The 19,654-nt window shown below is 69.9% G+C and carries 16 protein-coding genes; 9 read left to right on the top strand and 7 right to left on the bottom strand.

Translation table 11 applies throughout. The features are described 5' to 3' along the window. Positions 1 to 7 precede the first annotated feature (7 nt). Positions 8 to 592, bottom strand: a complete 585-nt coding sequence (locus ACZ7KI_RS38425) for a TetR/AcrR family transcriptional regulator (protein ID WP_470277926.1) — start codon at positions 590 to 592, stop codon at positions 8 to 10. Between the two features lie 85 nt (positions 593 to 677). Here ACZ7KI_RS38425 and ACZ7KI_RS38420 point away from each other — a divergent pair, with 85 nt between their 5' ends. Next, positions 678 to 1,724, top strand: coding sequence for a ferrochelatase (locus ACZ7KI_RS38420; RefSeq protein ID WP_470277925.1), 1,047 nt, complete (start codon positions 678 to 680; stop codon positions 1,722 to 1,724). 9 nt (positions 1,725 to 1,733) lie between these two features. Here ACZ7KI_RS38420 and ACZ7KI_RS38415 read toward each other — a convergent pair whose 3' ends face one another. The 3 genes from ACZ7KI_RS38415 to ACZ7KI_RS38405 form a co-directional block, all read right to left on the bottom strand. After that, positions 1,734 to 2,531, bottom strand: a complete 798-nt coding sequence (locus tag ACZ7KI_RS38415; protein WP_470277924.1) for a hypothetical protein — start codon at positions 2,529 to 2,531, stop codon at positions 1,734 to 1,736. 70 nt (positions 2,532 to 2,601) lie between these two features. Then, positions 2,602 to 3,819 (bottom strand): sensor histidine kinase, encoded by a 1,218-nt coding sequence (locus ACZ7KI_RS38410; protein WP_470277923.1) that lies wholly within the window; start codon positions 3,817 to 3,819, stop codon positions 2,602 to 2,604. A gap of 1 nt (position 3,820) precedes the next feature. After that, positions 3,821 to 4,273: a hypothetical protein gene (locus tag ACZ7KI_RS38405; protein ID WP_470277922.1), complete on the bottom strand. Its 453-nt coding sequence runs from the start codon at positions 4,271 to 4,273 to the stop codon at positions 3,821 to 3,823. A gap of 136 nt (positions 4,274 to 4,409) precedes the next feature. On the opposite strand from ACZ7KI_RS38405, the gene ACZ7KI_RS38400 reads away from it, so the two are divergent. The 4 genes from ACZ7KI_RS38400 (at position 4,410) to mshC (ending at position 9,907) form a co-directional block, all read left to right on the top strand. After that, on the top strand, positions 4,410 to 5,807 hold the full coding sequence (locus ACZ7KI_RS38400; RefSeq protein WP_470277921.1) for a sigma 54-interacting transcriptional regulator: 1,398 nt from the start codon (positions 4,410 to 4,412) through the stop codon (positions 5,805 to 5,807). A 37-nt stretch (positions 5,808 to 5,844) separates the two neighbouring features. Further along, complete coding sequence (locus ACZ7KI_RS38395) at positions 5,845 to 7,800, top strand: vWA domain-containing protein (protein ID WP_470277920.1); 1,956 nt, start codon at positions 5,845 to 5,847, stop codon at positions 7,798 to 7,800. A 28-nt stretch (positions 7,801 to 7,828) separates the two neighbouring features. Then, the gene (locus tag ACZ7KI_RS38390) at positions 7,829 to 8,593 is read left to right on the top strand and encodes a MerR family transcriptional regulator (protein WP_470277919.1); all 765 of its coding nucleotides are present in this window, start codon (positions 7,829 to 7,831) and stop codon (positions 8,591 to 8,593) included. 75 nt (positions 8,594 to 8,668) lie between these two features. Then, the gene (mshC, locus tag ACZ7KI_RS38385) at positions 8,669 to 9,907 is read left to right on the top strand and encodes a cysteine--1-D-myo-inosityl 2-amino-2-deoxy-alpha-D-glucopyranoside ligase (RefSeq protein ID WP_470277918.1); all 1,239 of its coding nucleotides are present in this window, start codon (positions 8,669 to 8,671) and stop codon (positions 9,905 to 9,907) included. A gap of 81 nt (positions 9,908 to 9,988) precedes the next feature. Here mshC and ACZ7KI_RS38380 read toward each other — a convergent pair whose 3' ends face one another. Beyond that, positions 9,989 to 11,602 (bottom strand): ABC-F family ATP-binding cassette domain-containing protein, encoded by a 1,614-nt coding sequence (locus ACZ7KI_RS38380; RefSeq protein ID WP_470277917.1) that lies wholly within the window; start codon positions 11,600 to 11,602, stop codon positions 9,989 to 9,991. Positions 11,603 to 11,751: 149 nt separating this feature from the next. Beyond that, on the bottom strand, positions 11,752 to 12,231 hold the full coding sequence (locus ACZ7KI_RS38375; RefSeq protein WP_470277916.1) for a MarR family winged helix-turn-helix transcriptional regulator: 480 nt from the start codon (positions 12,229 to 12,231) through the stop codon (positions 11,752 to 11,754). Positions 12,232 to 12,383: 152 nt separating this feature from the next. On the opposite strand from ACZ7KI_RS38375, the gene ACZ7KI_RS38370 reads away from it, so the two are divergent. Genes ACZ7KI_RS38370 through ACZ7KI_RS38360 form a run of 3 tightly spaced genes read left to right on the top strand, consistent with a single transcriptional unit; the run spans position 12,384 to position 15,037 of the window. Next, positions 12,384 to 12,962 (top strand): ArsR/SmtB family transcription factor, encoded by a 579-nt coding sequence (locus tag ACZ7KI_RS38370; RefSeq protein ID WP_470277915.1) that lies wholly within the window; start codon positions 12,384 to 12,386, stop codon positions 12,960 to 12,962. Beyond that, positions 12,959 to 14,197: an MFS transporter gene (locus ACZ7KI_RS38365; RefSeq protein WP_470277914.1), complete on the top strand. Its 1,239-nt coding sequence runs from the start codon at positions 12,959 to 12,961 to the stop codon at positions 14,195 to 14,197. Before ACZ7KI_RS38370 ends, ACZ7KI_RS38365 begins: the two co-directional genes overlap by 4 nt. 15 nt (positions 14,198 to 14,212) lie before the next feature. Continuing rightward, complete coding sequence (locus tag ACZ7KI_RS38360; protein WP_470277913.1) at positions 14,213 to 15,037, top strand: metallophosphoesterase family protein; 825 nt, start codon at positions 14,213 to 14,215, stop codon at positions 15,035 to 15,037. Between the two features lie 108 nt (positions 15,038 to 15,145). Here the strand turns inward: ACZ7KI_RS38360 and ACZ7KI_RS38355 are convergent, their stop codons facing one another. Further along, entirely contained in the window at positions 15,146 to 16,045 is a 900-nt protein-coding gene (locus ACZ7KI_RS38355; RefSeq protein ID WP_470277912.1) for a PAC2 family protein, read from the bottom strand. A 39-nt stretch (positions 16,046 to 16,084) separates the two neighbouring features. Here ACZ7KI_RS38355 and metH point away from each other — a divergent pair, with 39 nt between their 5' ends. Continuing rightward, the gene (gene metH, locus ACZ7KI_RS38350) at positions 16,085 to 19,648 is read left to right on the top strand and encodes a methionine synthase (RefSeq protein WP_470277911.1); all 3,564 of its coding nucleotides are present in this window, start codon (positions 16,085 to 16,087) and stop codon (positions 19,646 to 19,648) included. The last annotated feature ends 6 nt before the right edge of the window (positions 19,649 to 19,654 follow it).

Below are 19,654 nucleotides of genomic sequence, written 5' to 3'. Positions count from 1 at the left end.
GTCGGGTCTACTTCGCGGCGATCGCGTCCAGGGCGATGCCCGCCACGGCCTCCATGGCCGCCCGGTCGGCCCCGCGCCGGGACATCAACCGGAGCCCGGCGACGGTGCTGTGCGCGAACTCGGCGATATCGGCGGGCTTACGGGACCTGTCGACAGTCCCATCGTGCTGGCCTTCCAAGGCGCAGGCCGCGAGGAGGGTCAGATGTCGTTTCGTGTCGGCGTCGATCCGCGCCTTGACCTCGGCGTCGCGATCGCCGAACTCGGCCACCGTGTTGACCACGAGGCAGCCGCGGCCATGGGTCGCGACCTCCTCGTCGATGGTGTAGGAGAACAGGGCCCGGAACCGCTCGATGCCTGTCTCGCCCTCCTCCAGCAACGCCGCCCTGGAGGCGATACCGCGTTCGGCGTAGTGGTCGAGCGCGCGCATGAACAGCTCGTGCTTGCTGGCGAAGGTGTTGTAGATACTGCTGCGGCCGAGGCCGGTGGCCTCGCAGAGGGCTTGGGTGGACGTGCCCTCGTAACCGCGAAGCCAGAACGCGTCCATGGCGCGCCCGATCGCGGTGCGCTCGTCGAATTCCTTCGGCCTGGCCATGGAAGCGACCGTACCAGGTTTTGGATCGACTGGTTCAAAACGGGTCGGGTCAGCGTGCGGGGCGCCACAAGAGCAAGATGTCAGGGTGGGTTACGACGCGCTGCTTTGGCTTTCGTTCGGTGGTCCCGAGGGACCCGACGAGGTGATGCCGTTCCTGGAGAACGTCACGCGGGGCCGGGGGGTCCCGAGGGAACGACTCCTCGAGGTCGCCGAGCACTACCAGCACTTCGGCGGGGTCTCGCCGATCAACCGCCTGAACCGTGACGCGATCTCCGCGGTGGAGAAGCAGCTCGCGGTGGCCGGGATCGACCTGCCCGTCCACTTCGGCAACCGCAACTGGCGGCCGATGGTCGAAGAGACCCTGGCGGAGATCACCAAGGCGGGAGCCCAGCGCGTGCTGGTCTTCCCCACGAGCGCGTACGGCGGCTACTCCGCTTGCCGCCAGTACGACGAGGACATCGAGCGCGCCCGCGCGGCCGTCGGGGACGGCGCGCCGGAACTGGTGAAGCTGCGGCAGTTCTTCGACCACCCGCTGTTCATCGCGGCCTTCGCCGACGCCGTCCGCGCCGCCCACGCCGAGCTGGGGAACCGGCCCGGAACCCGGACGGTCTTCTGCGCGCACTCGGTCCCCGAGTCCGCCGACGCCGCGTCCGGACCCCCCTCGGAAGGCGGCCACCGCTACTCGCGCCAGATCGCCGAGGCCGCCCGTCTCGTCGCGGCCGAAGCGGGGATCGAGACCTACGACGTCGTCTGGCAGTCGCGCTCCGGCCCGCCGCAGGTGCCGTGGCTGGAGCCGGACATCGTCGACCACATCGACGCGCTGCACGCGGAGGGCGTCACCTCGGTCGTGGTCTGTCCGGTGGGATTCGTGTCGGACCACCTCGAAGTGATCTGGGACCTCGACAACGAGGCCGCCGAGCGCGCCGCGGAACACGGCATGGCCTTCGCGCGGGCCGCCACCCCGGACACCGATCCCCGGTTCGCGGAGCTGGTCGTGGAGCTGATCCGTGAGCACACGGAAGGCGCGCCGGCGCGGAAGCTGTCGCCGTTCCCCGCCGCCGGGTGCACGGTGAACGGGGCGCCTTGCGCGGTGGCGTGTTGTGAACCGGCGAAGAGGCCAGCGCGTCCGTAGACCGTACGGCTAAGGGTGTCGATCCGCCTGGTCCGCGAACACCCGCACCGCTTCGTTGATCGCGGCGCACCGCGCGTTCCGGACCGCCTCGCTCAGCGGCCGCAACGCCTCGGACCGCCGAAGCGCGGCTGAAGCCGACAGCGCGCCGCCCGGATCGTCGGATTCGGCGATCGCCAGGATCGCCGCGATCTCCTCCGACCGCTGCAGCACGCGCAGCGAACGGCCCGGCATACCGGCGGGCCACGGTGCGTCGGTGGCCGCCCGCAGCCTCGCCGAAAGTTCCGCACGCACCCCCGGTCGCTCGCTGGCGACGTCGAGCGACTGCAGCGCGCCGGCGCTCGCGCGGATCGCGTCGGTCAGGCCGTGTTCGGCCTCGCCCAGCGACCGGAACTCCAGGACGCCCGGGGTGGGTACCGAGTAGACGGTCCAGCGCATGAGACCTTCGGCGATCGACTCCGGGATCAGGCCGTAGCCGAGATCCGGCAACAAGACCGCCTCGCCGGTCCGCAACGCGGCCGCCATGAATTGGCCACCGCCACCCAGACCGCGGACATCGCCGGGTACCGGCAGCAGCAGCTCCATGCTCTTCGCGCCCTGCGAGCGCAGCGCGAGCAGCAACTGGACCGGGGTCGCGGCGCGGTTGAACGCGAGCGGCAGGTCGAACGCCTCGGCGGCCGCGGCGTCCGCGGCGACGACGTCGTGGGCCTCACCCCAGACCTGAAGGGCGTCAAGGACGTCGTCGGAGGCGGCGGCCCCGTTCAGCCACGCAGAAGACCAGACCGCGAGGGTCGCACTGGATCGGCACACTGGACCTATTTTAGTCGTGGTCCCAACGAAACCCGGAAAAGGGCGCTTCAGCTCGGCGGATGCGCTGGTGTCACCCCTGGTCCGTCCCGAGGGGGACGCGGGCCGAGATCCCGGTGCCGCCGCCCGGTTCGGACTCGATCCGCAACGTTCCCGACAGGTTCTCGACCCGCTGGCGCATCGCCGTCAGTCCGAAACCGCCACCGGTGGTGTCACCGCGTGGATCCAGCGGGTCGAAACCCCGGCCGTCGTCCCGCACGTCCAGGGCCACCTCACCCTCCAGGTAGGACAGTGTCACCCCCGCCGTGGTCGCCTGAGCGTGGTGGGCGACGTTCGCCAGCGCCTCCTGCGCGGTGCGCAGCAACGCGACCTCGGTCTCCGGGGACAGCGGCGTCACGGTCCCGGTCGTGGTGACCCGCACCGTGACGCCGTGTAGTGCCGACCATCGTTCGGCGACGTCGCCAAGTGCCTCGCCCAGCCGTGACGTCCGCAAGGGCTCGGGCCGCAGTGCGTGCACCGAACGCCGGGCTTCGGCCAGGCTTTCCCGCGCCAGCGCGGTCGCCGTGGCGGCACGCCGCCGCCAGGATTCCGGGTCGTGCTCGGCCGCCCGCAGCTGCGTGATGATCCCGGTGAGCCCCTGCGCCAGCGTGTCGTGGATTTCGCGTGCCATCCGTTCGCGTTCGTCGTGCACGGCGGTCTCGCGCGCCCTGGCGAGCAGCTGGTCGTGCAGGGCGGCGTTCTCGGCGAGGCTCGCTTCCAGCCGCCGGTTCGCTTCGGCCAGCTCACGCAACGCCTGCTCGCGTTGCCGGTTGCGCTCGCCACCGCGCCAGGCGAACCAGGCGAAACCGCACATCGGCCCGACGTTGACGACCAGTACGGCAAGGTAGATCAGCACGCCGGAGAAGGTGTCCGTCTCGACGTCGTAGGCCTGTGCGGTCCCGGCCACCACCGCTACCGCCGCGACGCCGGGGAGGACCCACGGCCACGGCAGGAGCCGGAACGCGTAGACGTACAGCGCCGGGGTGAAGCAGCCGAACCACGGCGCCTCGAGCACGAGGACCAGGGTGATCGCTGTCAGCACGCCGAGGAAGACGGCCATCACCGTGACGCTTTCCCGCCAGGCCGGCGGCAGGGCGAACAGGCCCAGTATCCATCCGGCCGCGAGTCCGCAGAGGGCCAGTTCCAGGGCACGGGGGCCGTCCGCCGACAGCGTGAAACCGGTCAGGGTCGCCAGGAGCACGAAGGGCAGGTAGGTCGCTACCGGACCCCGCAACTGCTCCGGAACCTTCAAATCACACTCCCGCTGTCCGACCGCCCGCGAACAACGATCGCAGATGACCGCCGTTGGCGATCACCGCGACACCGATCAGGACCAGCCCGCAGAGCCCTTGCTCGATCCGCATCCAGGCAGGCAGGAAGCCGGGGATCGAGACCAGCACCGCGATCGCCACCACCATCGCCGCCGAGGCGATCCGCAACCGCAGGTACGCGCCACGTCGTCCGCGAGCGGCACCGAACACGAACAGCAGCAGCACCACCGAGGCGATGAGCACGCCCTCGCCGCGGACCCAGACCAGGTCGGTCACCACGTCCGGCCGGTCACGCCAGAGATACGCGACGACGAGGGCGAGCACGCTGAGACCGACGTAGCAGGAGACGAGGATCTTGATCCACCGGAAGGCCGCGCGGCTGCGGGGGTGCTCGAGTTCGGCTCGGGCCACCGGTGGTTTGCGGGTTTTGGGCATGGGACCAGCCTCGCGCGCGGGCACCCGGTTCCACATCGACCGATCTCTGGAAAACCCCATCCACCGATCGGTTGATCCTCGGGCTGGAGTTGCTTCACGTCGACAGGGCACACGATCGCGACGTAGCGTCGAACAGGTGAACGCTGTTCCCGCACCTCTGCCCCGCACTGCGGGGGACCTTCGCGCGGCAGGCCACGCGCCGCGCTCGATCAAACAAGAACTGCACGACAACCTGCTCGTCAAGCTCCGCGCCGGGGAAGACCCCTGGCCGGGGATCGTCGGGTTCTCGCGCACCGTCCTGCCCCAGCTGGAACGCGCGCTGCTCGCCGGCCACGACGTCGTCCTGCTCGGTGAACGCGGTCAGGGAAAGACCCGGCTGCTGCGCAGTCTCGCCGCGCTGCTCGACGAATGGACGCCCGTCATCGAGGGTGCCGAACTGGGCGAGCACCCGCTCGACCCGATCACCCCGGAGTCGCGGCGGCGTGCCGCCGAACTCGGCGACGCCCTGCCGGTGACCTGGCGTCACCGCGACGAGCGCTACACGGAGAAACTCGCCACACCGGACACTTCGGTCGGTGACCTGATCGGCGACGTCGACCCGGTGAAGGTCGCCGAAGGCCGCAGCCTCGGCGATCCCGAGACCATCCACTTCGGACTCGTCCCGCGCGCGCACCGCGGCATCGTGGCGATCAACGAACTGCCGGACCTCGCCGAGCGCATCCAGGTCGCGCTGCTGAACGTGATGGAGGAACGCGACATCCAGGTGCGCGGGTACACCCTGCGCCTGCCGCTGGACGTCCTGCTGGTGTCGACGGCGAACCCGGAGGACTACACCAACCGCGGCCGCATCATCACCCCGCTCAAGGACCGGTTCGGCGCGGAGATCCGGACGCACTACCCGCTCGACGTCGACGCGGAGATCGCGGTCGTGCGGCAGGAGGCGAGCCTGGTCGCCGAGGTCGGCGAGCCGCTGCTGGAGGTGCTCGCCCGGTTCGTGCGGAACCTGCGCGAATCGCCGGTGATCGACCAGCGTTCCGGCGTCTCTGCCAGGTTCGCCATCGCGGCGGCGGAGACCGTGGCCGCGGCGGCGCTGCGCCGGTCCGCGCTGACCGGTGAAGAACCCGCCGTGGCGCGGCCCGTCGACCTCGACGCGGTTCCGGCCGTATTGCGCGGCAAGCTCGAATTCGAGCCGGGGGAGGAGGGGCGCGAGACCGAGCACCTCGTGCACCTGCTGCGCCGGGCGGTCGCCGAGACGGCCCGTTCGCGGTTCGCCGGCCTGGACCTGCTGCCGCTGGCCGACGCCGTCGAGGACGGGCACCTGGTCACCACCGGAGAACGCGTACCCGGCAAGGACGTGCTGGCCGCGCTGCCGGAACTGCCCGTGCTCCACGACGTCGCCGCGCGGGCCGGTGTCGGCCCGGACGAACCCGCGGGCCGGATCGCCGCCGCGGTCGAACTGGCGCTGGAATCCCTGTTCCTGTCGCGGAAACTCGCCAAGGATTCCGACGACTCGACGACCGTCTACGGCCGATGAGCGCACCGCCGACGTACTTACTCCCGCGGAGGCGGCGATGACACAGCCGGAAGGGTATTCGTACGGGCCGTGGCACGACGGCCCGGATCCGCTGGCGCCGCCCGCGGATCTGCGCGACGCGCTCGACGAGATCGGCCGCGACGTGATGGCGGGTGCCTCGCCCCGGTCCGCGCTGGAGGAACTGCTGCGACGCGGCACCCCGCGCACCGCCGGGCTGGACGAGCTGACCAGACGGCTCTGGCAGCGCCGGTCGGAGATCCAGCGCCGCCACCGGCTGGACGGCACCCTGCAGGAGGTCCAGCGGCTGCTCGATGAGGCGCTGGAGGCGGAGCGGCGTGACCTGTTCCCGGATCCGGACGACGACGCCCGTTTCCGGGAGGCGCGCCTGGACGCGTTGCCGCCGGGGACGGCGGCGGCCGTGCGCGAACTCGCCGAGTACGACTGGCGTTCGGAGCAAGGCAGGGAGAACTACGGGAAGATCCGTGACCTGCTCGGCCGTGAGCTGCTGGATTCCCGCTTCGAGGGGATGAAGGAGGCGCTGCGGAACGCGGGCCCCGAGGATGTCGAGCGGGCAAACAAAATGCTCGCCGATCTCAACGACCTGCTGGCCGCGCACGCGCAGGGCCGCGAGGACGTGCCCGAGCGGTTCGCCGGGTTCATGCGAGAACACGGCGAGTTCTTCCCGGAGAACCCGAAGAACGTCGAGGAGCTGATCGACGTCCTCGCCGCCCGTGCCGCGGCGGCACAGCGGATGCTCAACTCGATGACCCCCGAGCAGCGCGCCGAACTGGCCGAGCTGTCCCAGCAGGCGTTCGGGGACCCTCGGCTCGCGCAGCAGTTGTCCACTTTGGACTCGCAGCTGCGCGCGCTGCGGCCAGGTGAGGACTGGACGTCCTCGGAACGCTTCCGGGGCAACGATCCGCTCGGTCTCGGCGAGGGCGCTCGCGCCATGTCCGATCTCGCCGAACTGGACGCGCTCGCCGAACAGCTCGGCCAGTCCTATCCCGGCGCGAGGCTGGAGGACATCGACGTCGACGCGCTCGAACGGCAGCTCGGCCCGGACGCCGGTGTCGACGCCCGGCGACTGTCCGAACTGGAACGCGAACTACGGCGGCAAGGTATCTTCGAGCGCGCGCCCGACGGCACGCTTCGGCTGTCTCCCAAGGCTTTGCGGCGACTCGGGGAAACCGCGCTCGCCGACGTCGTGAACGCGTTGCGCGGCAAGGCCGGTCAGCGGGAGACCGAATCCGCCGGTGCCGCCGGTGAGCCGACCGGGGCGACCAGGCCGTGGCGGTTCGGGGACATGCAGCCCTGGGACGTCTCCAGGACGGTCCGCAACGCGGTCCTGCGTTCGGTTTCGGTCGGCGAGCGGTCCGTCCGGATGGACGTCTCCGACGTCGAAGTGGTCGAGACCGAGCATCGGTCGCGCGCGGCGGTGGCGCTGCTCGTGGACACCTCGTGGTCGATGGTGCAGGAGGGCCGCTGGCTGCCGATGAAGCGGACGGCGCTCGCCCTGCACCAGCTGATCAGCACCCGGTTCCGCAACGACGCGCTTCAGCTGATCACCTTCGGCCGCTACGCCACATCGGTCGAGCTCGCCGAACTGGTGGGTCTGGAAGGCGCCTGGGAACAGGGCACCAACGCCCATCATGCCCTGCTGCTGGCGGGGCGGCATCTGCGGCGGCACCCCGACGCGCAGCCGGTGGTCCTGATGGTCACCGACGGCGAGCCGACAGCGCATCTGGAACCCGACGGCACGGCGGAGTTCGACTATCCGCCCCAGCCGAGGACGTTGCTCAAGACACTGTCCGAAGTGGACCGGATGGCGAAGCTGGGTGCCTCGGTGACGGTGTTCCGGCTCGGGGACGACCCGCGCCTGACCGCGTTCGTCGATCTGCTCGCGCGCCGCTCGGGCGGCCGGGTCGTCGCGCCGGATCTCGACGGGCTCGGTGCCGCCGTGGTCGGCGACTACCTGCGGACCAGGAAACGGTAGGCGGCCGGAGTACACCTACGCTGGGCCGATGGGGTATCCGGTGGGGAAGGTCGCGGCGTGGTCCGGGGTCACCGTGCGCACGCTGCACCACTACGACGAGATCGGCCTGCTCTCGCCGAGCGGGCGGACGGCGGCGGGCTACCGCAGCTACAGCGACGACGACCTCGACCGCTTGCAGCGCATTCTCTTCTACCGCGAGCTCGGGTTCGGGCTGGAGACGATCGCGAAGGTCGTCGACGACCCGGGCCTGGACGCGTTGGAGCACTTGCGGCGGCAGCGGACGCTGCTGGAGGAGCGGATCGGCGAGCTGACCCGGATGGTCGAGTCCGTCGAGCGGGTGATCAAGGCGAAGCAGGTCAACGGTGCGCTGACGCCGGAGGAGAAGTTCGAGGTCTTCGGCGAGTTCCGTGAACCGGAGGGCTACGCGGAGGAGGCGGTCCGGCGGTGGGGCGAGACGCCGCAATGGCAGGCGGCGGCGAGGCCACTGTCCAAGGAGGAATGGATCGAGGCGGAGAAGGTCCGCCAGGACTGGGTCCGGCGGCTCCTCGACGTCGTCGACTCCGGCGCGCCCCCGGACGGCGCCGCGGCGATGGACCTCGCCGAAGAGCACCGGCTGATGCTGGCCGCGTTCATGGGGGAGTGTGATCACGCCCTGCACCGCGAGATCGCCGGGCTGTACGCGACCGAACCGGTCCAGCTCGGGTTCCTGGTGCGCGAGCCGGACCAGCGGCCGGGCCTCGGCGCGTACATCCGGGACGCCGTCCGCGCCAACGCGGTCCGTGCCCGGCGATAGCGAGTTCGGTTACTCCGGCCGTGTTCGTCTCCCACCGGACGGGAACGGCGTGGCGGCTCCGCTTACAGTCGAGGTATGCAGACTTGGTCATCGGTCGACGTGCCCCGTATCCCCGGCACCCCCCGTCCGCTGCGGCTCCATGACACGGCGACGGGGCAGATCCGCCCCACGGCGCCCGGGTCCACCGCTCGGATGTACGTCTGCGGCATCACGCCGTACGACGCCACCCATCTGGGGCATGCCGCCACTTATCTGACATTCGACCTGGTGAACCGCCTGTGGCGCGACGCCGGGCACGACGTCCATTACGTGCAGAACGTCACCGACATCGACGAGCCTCTGCTGGAGCGGGCCGAGCGGGACAAGGACGACTGGGTCGTCCTCGGCATGCGCGAGACGGCGCTGTTCCGCGAGGACATGACCGCGCTGCGGGTGCTGCCGCCGCGGCAGTTCGTCGGGGCGGTGGAGAGCATCCCGGAGATCGTCGAGGTCATCGCCAAGCTGCTGGCGAACGGCAGCGCGTACCGCGCCGACGACGCCGAGTACCCGGACATCTACTTCGACCACAACGCGACCGGCCACTTCGGCTCCGAGTCGAACTACGACGCCGAGACCATGGCGAAGTACTTCGCCGAACGCGGCGGAGACCCGGACCGGCCTGGCAAGCAGCACCCGCTCGACGCCCTGCTGTGGCGGATGGCGCGACCGGGCGAACCGTCGTGGGAGTCGGAACTGGGCGCGGGCAGGCCCGGCTGGCACATCGAGTGCAGCGCGATCGCGGTCAACCGCCTCGGCCTCGGCTTCGACGTCCAGGGCGGCGGCTCGGACCTCATCTTCCCGCATCACGAGTACAGCGCCGCGCACGCGGAAGCCGTCGCGGGGGACCGGCCGTTCGCGCGCCACTACGTGCACGCCGGGATGATCGGTCTCGACGGCGAGAAGATGTCGAAGTCGCGGGGGAACCTCGTGTTCGTCTCGCGGCTGCGCGCCGACAAGGTCGACCCCGGCGCGATCCGGCTCGCCCTCTTCGCCGGTCACTACCGGGAGGACCGCCCGTGGAGCGCACAGCTGCTCACGGACGCGGAAGACCGGCTCGCCCGGTGGCGTGACGCTGTTTCACTCGGCACCGGTCCGGCCGCGGAGGACACGATCACCCGCCTCCGCGACCACCTGACCGACGATCTCGACACCCCGAAGGCACTCGCCGCCGTCGACGCGTGGGTGGCCGAGGCGCTGAACCGCTCCGGCACCGACCCGGTGGCGCCCGGCCTGATCCGGAACGCCGTGGACGCGCTGCTCGGCATCGTGCTCTGAAAAACGTCATGAGGGGTCCCCATGGGACGAAATTCGTCCCATGGGGACCCCTCATGACACACGCGAAGACCGTATAACGCCCTATACCGCCACGCGGCCGTCCGTCAGCCGCAGGTGGTCGCCCGCCCAGTCCCGGCGCAGCCAGCGATCATGCGAAGCGACGACGACGGCGCCCGGAGCGGTGTCGAGCGCGGCGAACAACTCCTCGGCCAGGGTGAGCGAGAGGTGGTTCGTCGGCTCGTCGAGCAGGAGGACCTCCGGCGGATCGGCGATCAGCAACGCCAGCGCGAGCCGCCGCCGCTGCCCGACCGACAGTGCGCCGACACTGGTCCCGAGGTCGCGCGGAGCCAGCAAACCCAGGCTCCGCAACGGCGGCGCACTCTCGCCGAGTGCTTCGGTGTAGACCCGCTGCGCCGACCGGTCCGGCTCGGCGAACTCCACGTCCTGTGCCAGCAGGCCGATCCGGACCCCGCGTCCACGAAGGACGGTCCCGGCGTCCGGGGTCAGCGCGCCGGTGAGCACGGACAGGAGCGTGGATTTCCCCGCGCCGTTCCCGCCGGTGATCAGGAGCCTCGACGTGGTCGTGATGTCGAGGGTCTCCAGCCGCAGCCGTCCCGGGACGTGGATGTCCCGGACCGAGATCGCCGTCTTGTCCTCACCGGGTGTGCCGGTCAGTTCCGCCTGGAACCGCAGCGGGGCGGGTGGCTTCCGCACCTGATCGCGTTCCAGTTCGTCCAGCCGCAGCTGGGCGTTGCGGACCCGGCGTGAGATCTGTTTCTGCACCCTCCCGGTCTTGAAGTCGTAGAGCATCTTGGCGTTGTCGCGCTGAGGCCGGTTGTGCGCGACGTTGCGCGCGGTGACGGCCACCGATTCGCGTAGTTCCTTCAGCTCGTCCTGTTCCTCGGCGTACCGCTGTTCCCAGCGCGCCCGTTCGGCCCGTTTCTGGTCCAGATAGGCGGAATACGCGCCGCCGTACCGGGTCGGCCCGCCCAGTGCCGGATCGAGGTCGACGATGTCGGTGCACACCGCGTCGAGGAACACGCGATCGTGCGACGCCAGCACGAGGACACCGGTCAGCGACGCGAGATGCCGTTCGAGGAACTCCATCGCCACGTCGTCGAGGTGGTTCGTCGGCTCGTCGAGGATCAGCGTTCCCGGCCGCCGGATCAGCAGCGCGGCCAGCCCGAGCCGCGACCGCTGCCCGCCCGAGAGCGTGCCCAACGGCCGTGCCGGATCGATCCCGGCGAGCCCGAGACCCGCGCAGACGACCTCGGCCCGCCGGTCGGCGTCCCAGAGATCGTGCGCCTGGGCCCATTCGAGGACGGTGCCGTACTCGTCGAGGACCGCCGCGTCGTCAGGACGTTCCGTGAGCGCCGCGGTCAGTTCTTCGAGTCTCGCCGACGCCTGCCGGATTTCGGCGAGCGCGTCGTCGATGACGTCGGAGAACCGCGCCGTCGCGGGGAAAGGCAGTTCCTGCAACAGGAATCCGACGTCGTCGCCACGGAGCACCTCACCGGCGTCCGGCTCTTCGACCCCGGCGAGCAGGCGCAGGAGCGTGGACTTCCCGACGCCGTTCTCGCCGACGAGACCGAGCCGTTGCCCCGCCGAAGCGGTGAGGTTGACACCGTCGAGCACGACGCGGGTGCCGTAGGAGCGGACGAGGTCCTTGGCGATCAGAGAAAGGGAAGAAGACATACGACATCACCGCGTTTCGGATCCGTGAGGGATCCCCGCCGGGCCTGATCGCTTGCGGGAGCCGTGCTCTACCGAAGCCGCCTCGGAGCGGGGAGGGATGCGGTGTCAGTTGTCCATGATGCGACCAGTCTAACGCAACCCATGTAGCGTTAGTCAACCCCTGGTTCCGGTGGCCCGGATCGCAGGCGCGCGGCCTCCCGTTCGGCGAAGGCGCGGCCGTCGGTCATGACGCCGAGAAGCGCGGCGAGCTGGCGGCGATCGAGCTTTCCGAGGCGTTCGCCGAAGAAGCGGGCCATGGGGGCGTAGAGGTCGGCGACGTCGTCCAGCCGGTCGGGGAGCGGGCGGATCAGGAGGCGGCGACGGTCGGCCGGGTCAGGGACGCGCTCGACCAGCCGCTGCTTCTCCATGCGATCGAGCATTCGCGTCACCGCGCCGGTCGTCATGCCGAGCGCGCCGGCGAGCCGGGTCGGCGAGGTCGCGGCACCGCTGATGACCAGCTGGAGGCCGTGCAGCTCGGTAGGGCTGATCCCGAGTCGTTCCGCCATGGCCGTCTGGAACAGCACGGTCGCGCTGACGAACCGGGGGATCTCCAAAGCCGCCGAGGTGGCGAGTTCTCGCTGGTCAGGCATGTGTGTTCCTCAAGCAGTAGTTGACTCGTGCAGTCACTGTCGAATGCAGCAACTGTCTGGGCAAAGGGTATCGAGGGCGATTGACAAGGGGACGAGTGTTTGAAACTCTGAAAGAGAACTTTCGAAAGAGATCTTTCAGAGGGGATCGGGCGATGACCGGGTTGCCGCCGCGCAAGCGGATCGAGGACGTCGAGCTGATGCGGGCGCTGGCGCATCCGCTGCGTGCGGCGCTGGTGGACCACCTGATGGCGGTGGGGCCGCGCACCGCCAGCGAATGCGCGACGGCCGTTGGTTCGAGCGCTTCGAACATCAGCTGGCACCTGCGTCAGCTCGCCCGGCACGGCCTGGTCGAACGCGTCGAGGGGGAGGACGGGCGCGAGCGGCCCTGGCGCGCCTGCCAGGTCGGGATCGAGCTCGGGGACGACCCGGGATCGCGCGGGGCGCAACTGGCCGTCGTCGGCACGACGCTCGCGCGGGAGCGGGAACTGACCGAGCGCTACCTAGCGGCCGCGGACCGGCTGGAAAAGGAGTGGCAGGACGCCTCCGGCATCAACACCTATTCGCTGCGGGTGACCGCCGCGGAGCTGGAAAAGCTGATCGAGGGGATCGACGCCCTGGTCCGGCCCTACGTCGGCGCGATCCGCGAGGACGCGCCGGAGGAGGCCCGGCCGGTGCACCTCGGGTTGCGCGCGTTCCCGCGCATCGACGCGGAGGGGAAGCCGAGCAGATGAAACCGTTGAGGGAGCCCGCTTTCGCGCGGCTGTGGATCGCCGCCTTCTTCTCCGAGACCGCCGAATGGATGCTGCAGATCGCGTTGCCGGTGTTCGTCTTCCAGGCGACCGGCTCCGCGGCCACCACGGCGTTGAGCATCGTCCTCGGCCTGCTGCCCGCGGTGCTGCTCAGTCCCGTCGCCGGGGTGATCGCGGATCGCTGGAACCGGCGGCTGGTGCTGTGCGTGGTCTGCGTGGCGCAGGCGTTCGTGGCCCTGCCGCTGCTGTTCGTCGGGACAGGCGGTCCCGTGTTCGTGGTCTACGCGGTCATGGCGGGCCAAGCGGGACTGGCTTCGCTGTTCGAACCCGCCCGCAACGCGCTCGTACCGGAACTGGTCGGCCCGGACGAGCTGACCGGCGCCAACGGCCTCATGAGCATCAACGGCAGTGTCGCTCGCCTCGTGGGTGGCTGGGCGGGCGGTCTCCTGCTCGGCTTCGGCGGCCTCGGCTGGGTCGTAGTGGCCTATCTCGGCGTACTGATGATCGCGTCGGCTCTGCTGGCGCGTCCGTTCCGCCGCGTCGCCGCGCCACTGGCGGCCGGCCCGCACGAGTCGGTGCTGCGGGCGTGGCTCGACGGCCTTCGCGAGATCGGGCGGGAGGGACGGCTTCGCGTCGCCGGTGTCGTCGTGGTCCTGATCTCGCTGGCGCAGGGGATGTTCCTGGTGCTGTTCGTGGTCTTCGTGCTCGACATCCTCGACGGCACCGAAGGCGACGTCGGTCTGCTGCGCGGGGTGCAGGCGCTCGGCGGGCTCGCCGCCGGATTCGCCGTCGCCACCGTCGCCCGCAAGGTCACCCCCGCCGCACTGCTCGGCTGGGGCGGGCTCGCACTCGGCCTGCTGTCGGCGCTGATCTGGAACCTGCCGTCGCTCACGGCGTCACTGGGTGTCTACATCGGACTCTTCGGGCTCGTCGGCGCACCGGGGGTACTGGCCGGTTCCGGACTGCTGTCGCTGGTCCAGACGGCCGCGTCGCCAGAGCGCTCCGGCCGCGTGCTCAGCACGATGTTCGCCGGGATGGCGGGCTTCACCGCGCTGGGCGCGCTCCTGGCAGGCGGGCTCGTGAGCGTGCTGGGCACCGGAGTCCTGCTGAACGTCCAGGCGGCCCTGCACACCGTCTCCGCGCTGATCGTGCTGGGCGTCCTGGCGTCGGGACGCTTACGCCGTCATGCGGTCTTGGCGGTTCCCCGGTCCGAGTGAAGCTACGGTGGTGGAGTGCCGCATCTCTTCGCCACCAGCGACCTCCACGTCACCCATGAGGGCAACGCCCCGCTCGTCGACGAGGTCGTCCCCCGTACCTCCGACGACTGGCTGCTCGTGGCCGGTGACGTCGCCGAACGCGCCGAATCCGTGATCGGGGTGCTCAAGACCTTGCGGGAACGCTTCGCGAAGGTCGTCTGGGTCCCCGGCAACCACGAGCTGTGGACCACCCAGAAGGACGAATGCCAGCTGCGAGGCCAGGCGCGTTACGAGCATCTGGTCGAGCGATGCCGGGAGATCGATGTCCTCACTCCGGAGGATCCGTACCCGGTGTGGGAACACCAGGAGAAGCCGCTGACGATCGCCCCGCTGTTCGTGCTGTACGACTACAGCTGGCGGGCCCCGGCGGCCGAAGGACTGCCGATGCAGGCGGCCATCGACCAGGCGCGCGACGCCGGCGTGCTGTGCACGGACGAGTTCTTCCTGCATCCGGACCCGTATCCCAGCAGGCAGGCGTGGTGCGCCGACCGGGTGAAGATCAGCACCGGGCGGCTGGAGGCGATCCCGGAGGACCACGGGACGATCCTGATGTCGCACTGGCCGCTGCACCGTCACCCGACCGCGCCGCTGTACTGGCCGGAGTTCGCGCTGTGGTGCGGGACGACCGAGACCGAGGACTGGCACCTGCGGTTCCGCGCGGAGGTCGCCGTCTACGGGCACCTGCACATCCCGAGGTCCACGGAAGCGGATGGGGTGCGGTTCGAGGAGGTCTCGCTCGGCTATCCGCGGGAGTGGCGGAAGCGGGCGCGGGGCCCCATCCCACTGCGACGCATCTTCTGAGGTCTCGCCGCCACTACCCCAATGCCATGAAAGGTCCTTTCCTTGCAAAATTTGCAAGGAAAGGACCTTTCATGGCGCGGGTAGGGAGCGGGATTGAGGGGGCCGCTGTCAGCCCCGCCCCGGACCATCCTGTCCCGGACGACGCCGCCGCAGGTATCGCTCGAACTCGGCCGCGATCTTGTCCCCGCTCACGTCGTCCAGCGTGAACTCGGTTTCCGCGTCACCGCGCTCTTCGAGCCCCCGCACGTACTCGCTGATCTCCTCGTCCTCTTCGGCCATGTCGGTGACCGTCCGCTGCCACTCCTCGGCCTGCTCCGGCAGCGCGCCGAGCGGGATCTCGACGTCGAGGACGTCTTCGAGTTTGTGCAGCAGCGCGAGCGTGGCCTTCGGTGACGGCGGGTGTGAGACGTAGTGCGGCACGGCCGCCCAGATCGACACCGCCGGGACGCCCGCCTGTACGCAGTAGTCCTGCAGGACGCCGACGATGCCGGTCGGGCCCTGGTAGTTGTTCAGTTCCAGGCCGAACTGTGAAGCGGTGTCCTTGTCGTACGCCGTCCCGGTCACCGGGACGGGCCGGGTGTGCGCGGTGTCGGCCAGCAGCGCGCCGAGGGTGACGACGGTGGCGACCTCCAGCTGCTGGATGTGCTCGAGCAGCTCGCCGCAGAAGGCGCGCCAGCGCATGTTCGGCTCGGGCCCTTGGACCAGCACCACGTCCCGGGTGAAGCCTTCCGGGCGGCACACCGAGAGCCGGGTGGTCGGCCAGTCGACCCTTCGAGTGACACCGTCGACCATGCGCACGGTCGGTCTGCTCACCTGGAAGTCGTAATACTCGTCCGGACTCAGCTCGCTCAGCGGTGTCGCATCCCAGTTGAGCTGGAGATGCTCGACCGCCCGGCTGGCCGCGTCACCTGCGTCGTTCCAGCCTTCGAAGGCGACGATCATGATCGGCTTGGTCTCGTCCGGGTGGTCGCGGCCGGGCCGCTGGGTCTCGTCGACGGGCTCACTCACCGGACCAGCCTACGACCAGGCGGTCGTACCCTGTTGGGCATGTCCGATCGCCTTTCGTCATCGCTGCTCGACGCGCTGCGTACTCGAGTCTTGGTAGCCGACGGTGCGATGGGGACCGCGTTGCAGGCGCACGACCTCGGCCTGGATGATTTCGCCGGCTTGGAGGGCTGCAACGAGATCCTCAACGTCACCCGTCCGGACGTCGTCCGCAGTGTGCATCGCGGATATCTCGAGGCGGGCGCCGACCTCGTCGAAACGAACACCTTCGGCGCGAACTACGCGAATCTGGCCGAATACGGCATTCCGGACAGGATCTTCGAGCTGTCCGAGGTGGGCGCGCGGCTCGCCCGTGAGGTCGCCGACGAGTACGCGACCCCGGAGCGCCCGCGTTATGTGCTCGGGTCGGTCGGGCCGGGCACGAAACTGCCGACGCTGGGGCACGCGCCGTTCACCACGCTGCGCGACGCCTACGTCGAGGAGGTCCGCGGGCTGCTGGCCGGTGGCGTGGACGCGATCATCGTCGAGACGACGCAGGACATCCTCCAGACGAAGGCCTCGATCATCGCCGCGCACCGGGCGATGAAGGCCGAGGGCAGGCGGGTTCCGGTGATCGCCTCGATCACCGTCGAGACCACCGGCACGATGCTGCTCGGCACCGAGGTCACCGCGGCGCTGGCGGCACTGGAGCCGATGGACATCGACCTGATCGGCCTCAACTGCGCCACCGGGCCCGCCGAGATGAGCGAGCACCTGCGGCAGCTGTCGAAGCACGCGCGCGTCCCGCTCTCGGTGATGCCGAACGCCGGACTGCCCGAACTCGGCCAGAACGGCGCGGTCTATCCGCTGTCGCCCGAAGGGCTGGCCGAAGCGCTGACCGGTTTCGTCCGCGAGTTCGGCGTCGGGCTGGTCGGCGGCTGCTGCGGGACGACTGACGAACACATCCGGCAGCTGGCCGAAGCGGTCGCGGACGTCCGGCCCGCCACCAGGCGTCCCCGGCCGGAGCCCGGCGTGTCGTCGCTGTACCAGGCCGTCCCGTTCCAGCAGGACTCCAGTGTCCTGATGATCGGCGAGCGGACCAACGCCAACGGCTCCAAGGCCTTCCGCGAGGCGATGCTGGAAGGCCGCTTCGACGACTGCGTCGAGATCGCGCGCGACCAGACCCGCGACGGCGCGCACATGCTGGACCTGTGCGTCGACTACGTGGGCCGGGACGGCGCGGCGGACATGGCCGAACTCGCCGGACGGCTGGCGACGGCGTCGACGCTGCCGATCATGCTCGACTCGACCGAGGTCCCGGTGCTGCGCGCGGGGCTGGAACGGCTCGGCGGCCGGTGCGCGATCAACTCGGTGAACTACGAGGACGGGGACGGGCCCGAATCGCGGTTCACCCGGGTGATGGAGATGGCGCGCGAGTTCGGTGCCGCCGTCGTCGCGCTGACCATCGACGAAGAGGGCCAGGCGCGGACCGCCGAGCACAAGACGGCGATCGCCGCGCGGCTGATCGAGGACATCTCCGGCAACTGGGGCCTGCGGCACAGCGACATCATCATCGACCCGCTGACCTTCACCATCGCCACCGGACAGGAAGAGTCCCGCCGCGACGGCATCGAGACGATCGAGGCGATCCGCGAGATCAAGCGCCGCTATCCCGAGGTCCAGACCACACTGGGCCTGTCGAACATCTCGTTCGGGCTCAACCCGGCCGCCCGGCAGGTGCTGAACTCGGTGTTCCTGCACGAATGCGTGCAGGCGGGGCTCGACACCGCGATCGTGCACGCGTCCAAGATCCTGCCGATGGCCCGGATCCCCGACGAGCAGCGGGCGGTCGCCCTCGACCTCGTCCACGACCGCCGCCGCGAGGGCTACGACCCGTTGCAGGAGCTGATGGCGCTGTTCGAGGGCGTCAGCACCGCGTCGTCGAAGGCGTCCCGCGCCGAAGAACTGGCCGCGCTGCCGTTGTTCGAGCGGCTGGAGCGGCGGATCGTCGACGGCGAGCGCAACGGCCTCGACGCCGACCTCGACGCGGCACTCGAACAGCGTCCGGCGCTGGAGATCATCAACGACACGCTGCTGGCCGGGATGAAGACGGTCGGCGAACTGTTCGGCTCCGGGCAGATGCAGCTGCCGTTCGTGCTCCAGTCGGCCGAGGTGATGAAGGCCGCCGTCGCGCTGCTCGAACCGCATATGGACAAGGAGGAGGACTCCGGCAAGGGCCGCATCGTGCTCGCCACCGTGCGCGGCGACGTCCACGACATCGGCAAGAACCTCGTCGACATCATCCTGTCCAACAACGGCTACGAGGTCGTCAACCTCGGCATCAAACAGCCGATCACGACGATCCTGGAGGCCGCCGAGGAGAAAGCGGCCGACGCCATCGGCATGTCCGGTCTGCTGGTGAAGTCGACCGTGATCATGAAGGAGAACCTCGAGGAGATGAACTCCCGTGGTGTCTCGGCGCGGTGGCCGGTGTTGCTGGGCGGGGCGGCGCTCACCCGGTCCTATGTGGAGAACGACCTCGCGGAGCTCTATCTCGGCGACGTCCGCTATGCCCGCGACGCGTTCGAGGGGCTCCGCCTGATGGACACGATCATGGCGGCCAAACGCGGCGAATCACCTATCGTGGACGCCGAAGCCGAGCGGAAACGGCAGGAGCGCAAGGAACGCCGGGAGCGGTCCCTGCGGATCGCCGAAGCGCGGAAGGCGAAGAAGGCCGCCGAAGAGTCCGAAGTGGACCTTCCGGCCCGCTCCGACGTCGCCACGGACGTCCCGCTTCCCTCGCCGCCGTTCTGGGACACCCGGGTGGTGAAGGGGATCCCGCTGGCCGACTACTCCGCCATGCTCGACGAACGCGCGACCTTCATGGGCCAGTGGGGGCTCAAAGGCGCGCGCGGTGGCCAAGGGCCGACGTACGAGGAACTGGTCGAATCCGAGGGACGGCCGAGGCTGCGGTACTGGCTGGACCGGCTCACCGCGGACGGCGTACTCGCGCACGCCGCCGTGGTCTACGGGTACTTCCCGTGCGTCGCCGACGGCGAGGACGTCGTGGTGCTGACCGAGCCGCGGCCGGACGCCCCGGAACGGGCGCGGTTCACCTTCCCGAGGCAGCACCGGGACAGGCGGCTGTGCCTCGCCGACTTCTACCGGCCACGCGACCAAGCGTTGGCCGACGGCGAGGTGGACGTGATTCCGTTCACGCTCGCCACCATGGGGCAACCCATCGCCGACTACGCCAACGAGCTGTTCGCCGGGAACTCCTATCGGGACTACCTGGAGGTCCACGGCCTCGGCGTGCAGCTCACGGAGGCCTTGGCCGAGTACTGGCACCGCCGGGTGCGCGAGGAGCTGCGCTTCGCGAGCGGAGCGGCGGTGGCCGAGGAGGATCCGGACGACGTCGAGGAGTTCTTCAAACTCGGCTACCGTGGGGCTCGGTTCTCCCTGGGATACGGCGCCTGCCCGAACCTGGAGGACCGGGCGAAGATCGTCGAACTGCTCCGCCCGGAGCGGATCGGCGTGAAGCTGTCGGAAGAGTTCCAGCTGCATCCCGAACAGTCGACCGACGCGATCGTCTGCCACCACCCGGAGGCGAAGTACTTCAACACCTGATCGTGA

Source organism: Amycolatopsis sp. NPDC039088, from assembly GCF_055598845.1.
Note: the sequence above shows the minus strand (reverse complement) of the source record. Positions and strands in the feature narration are given on the sequence as shown.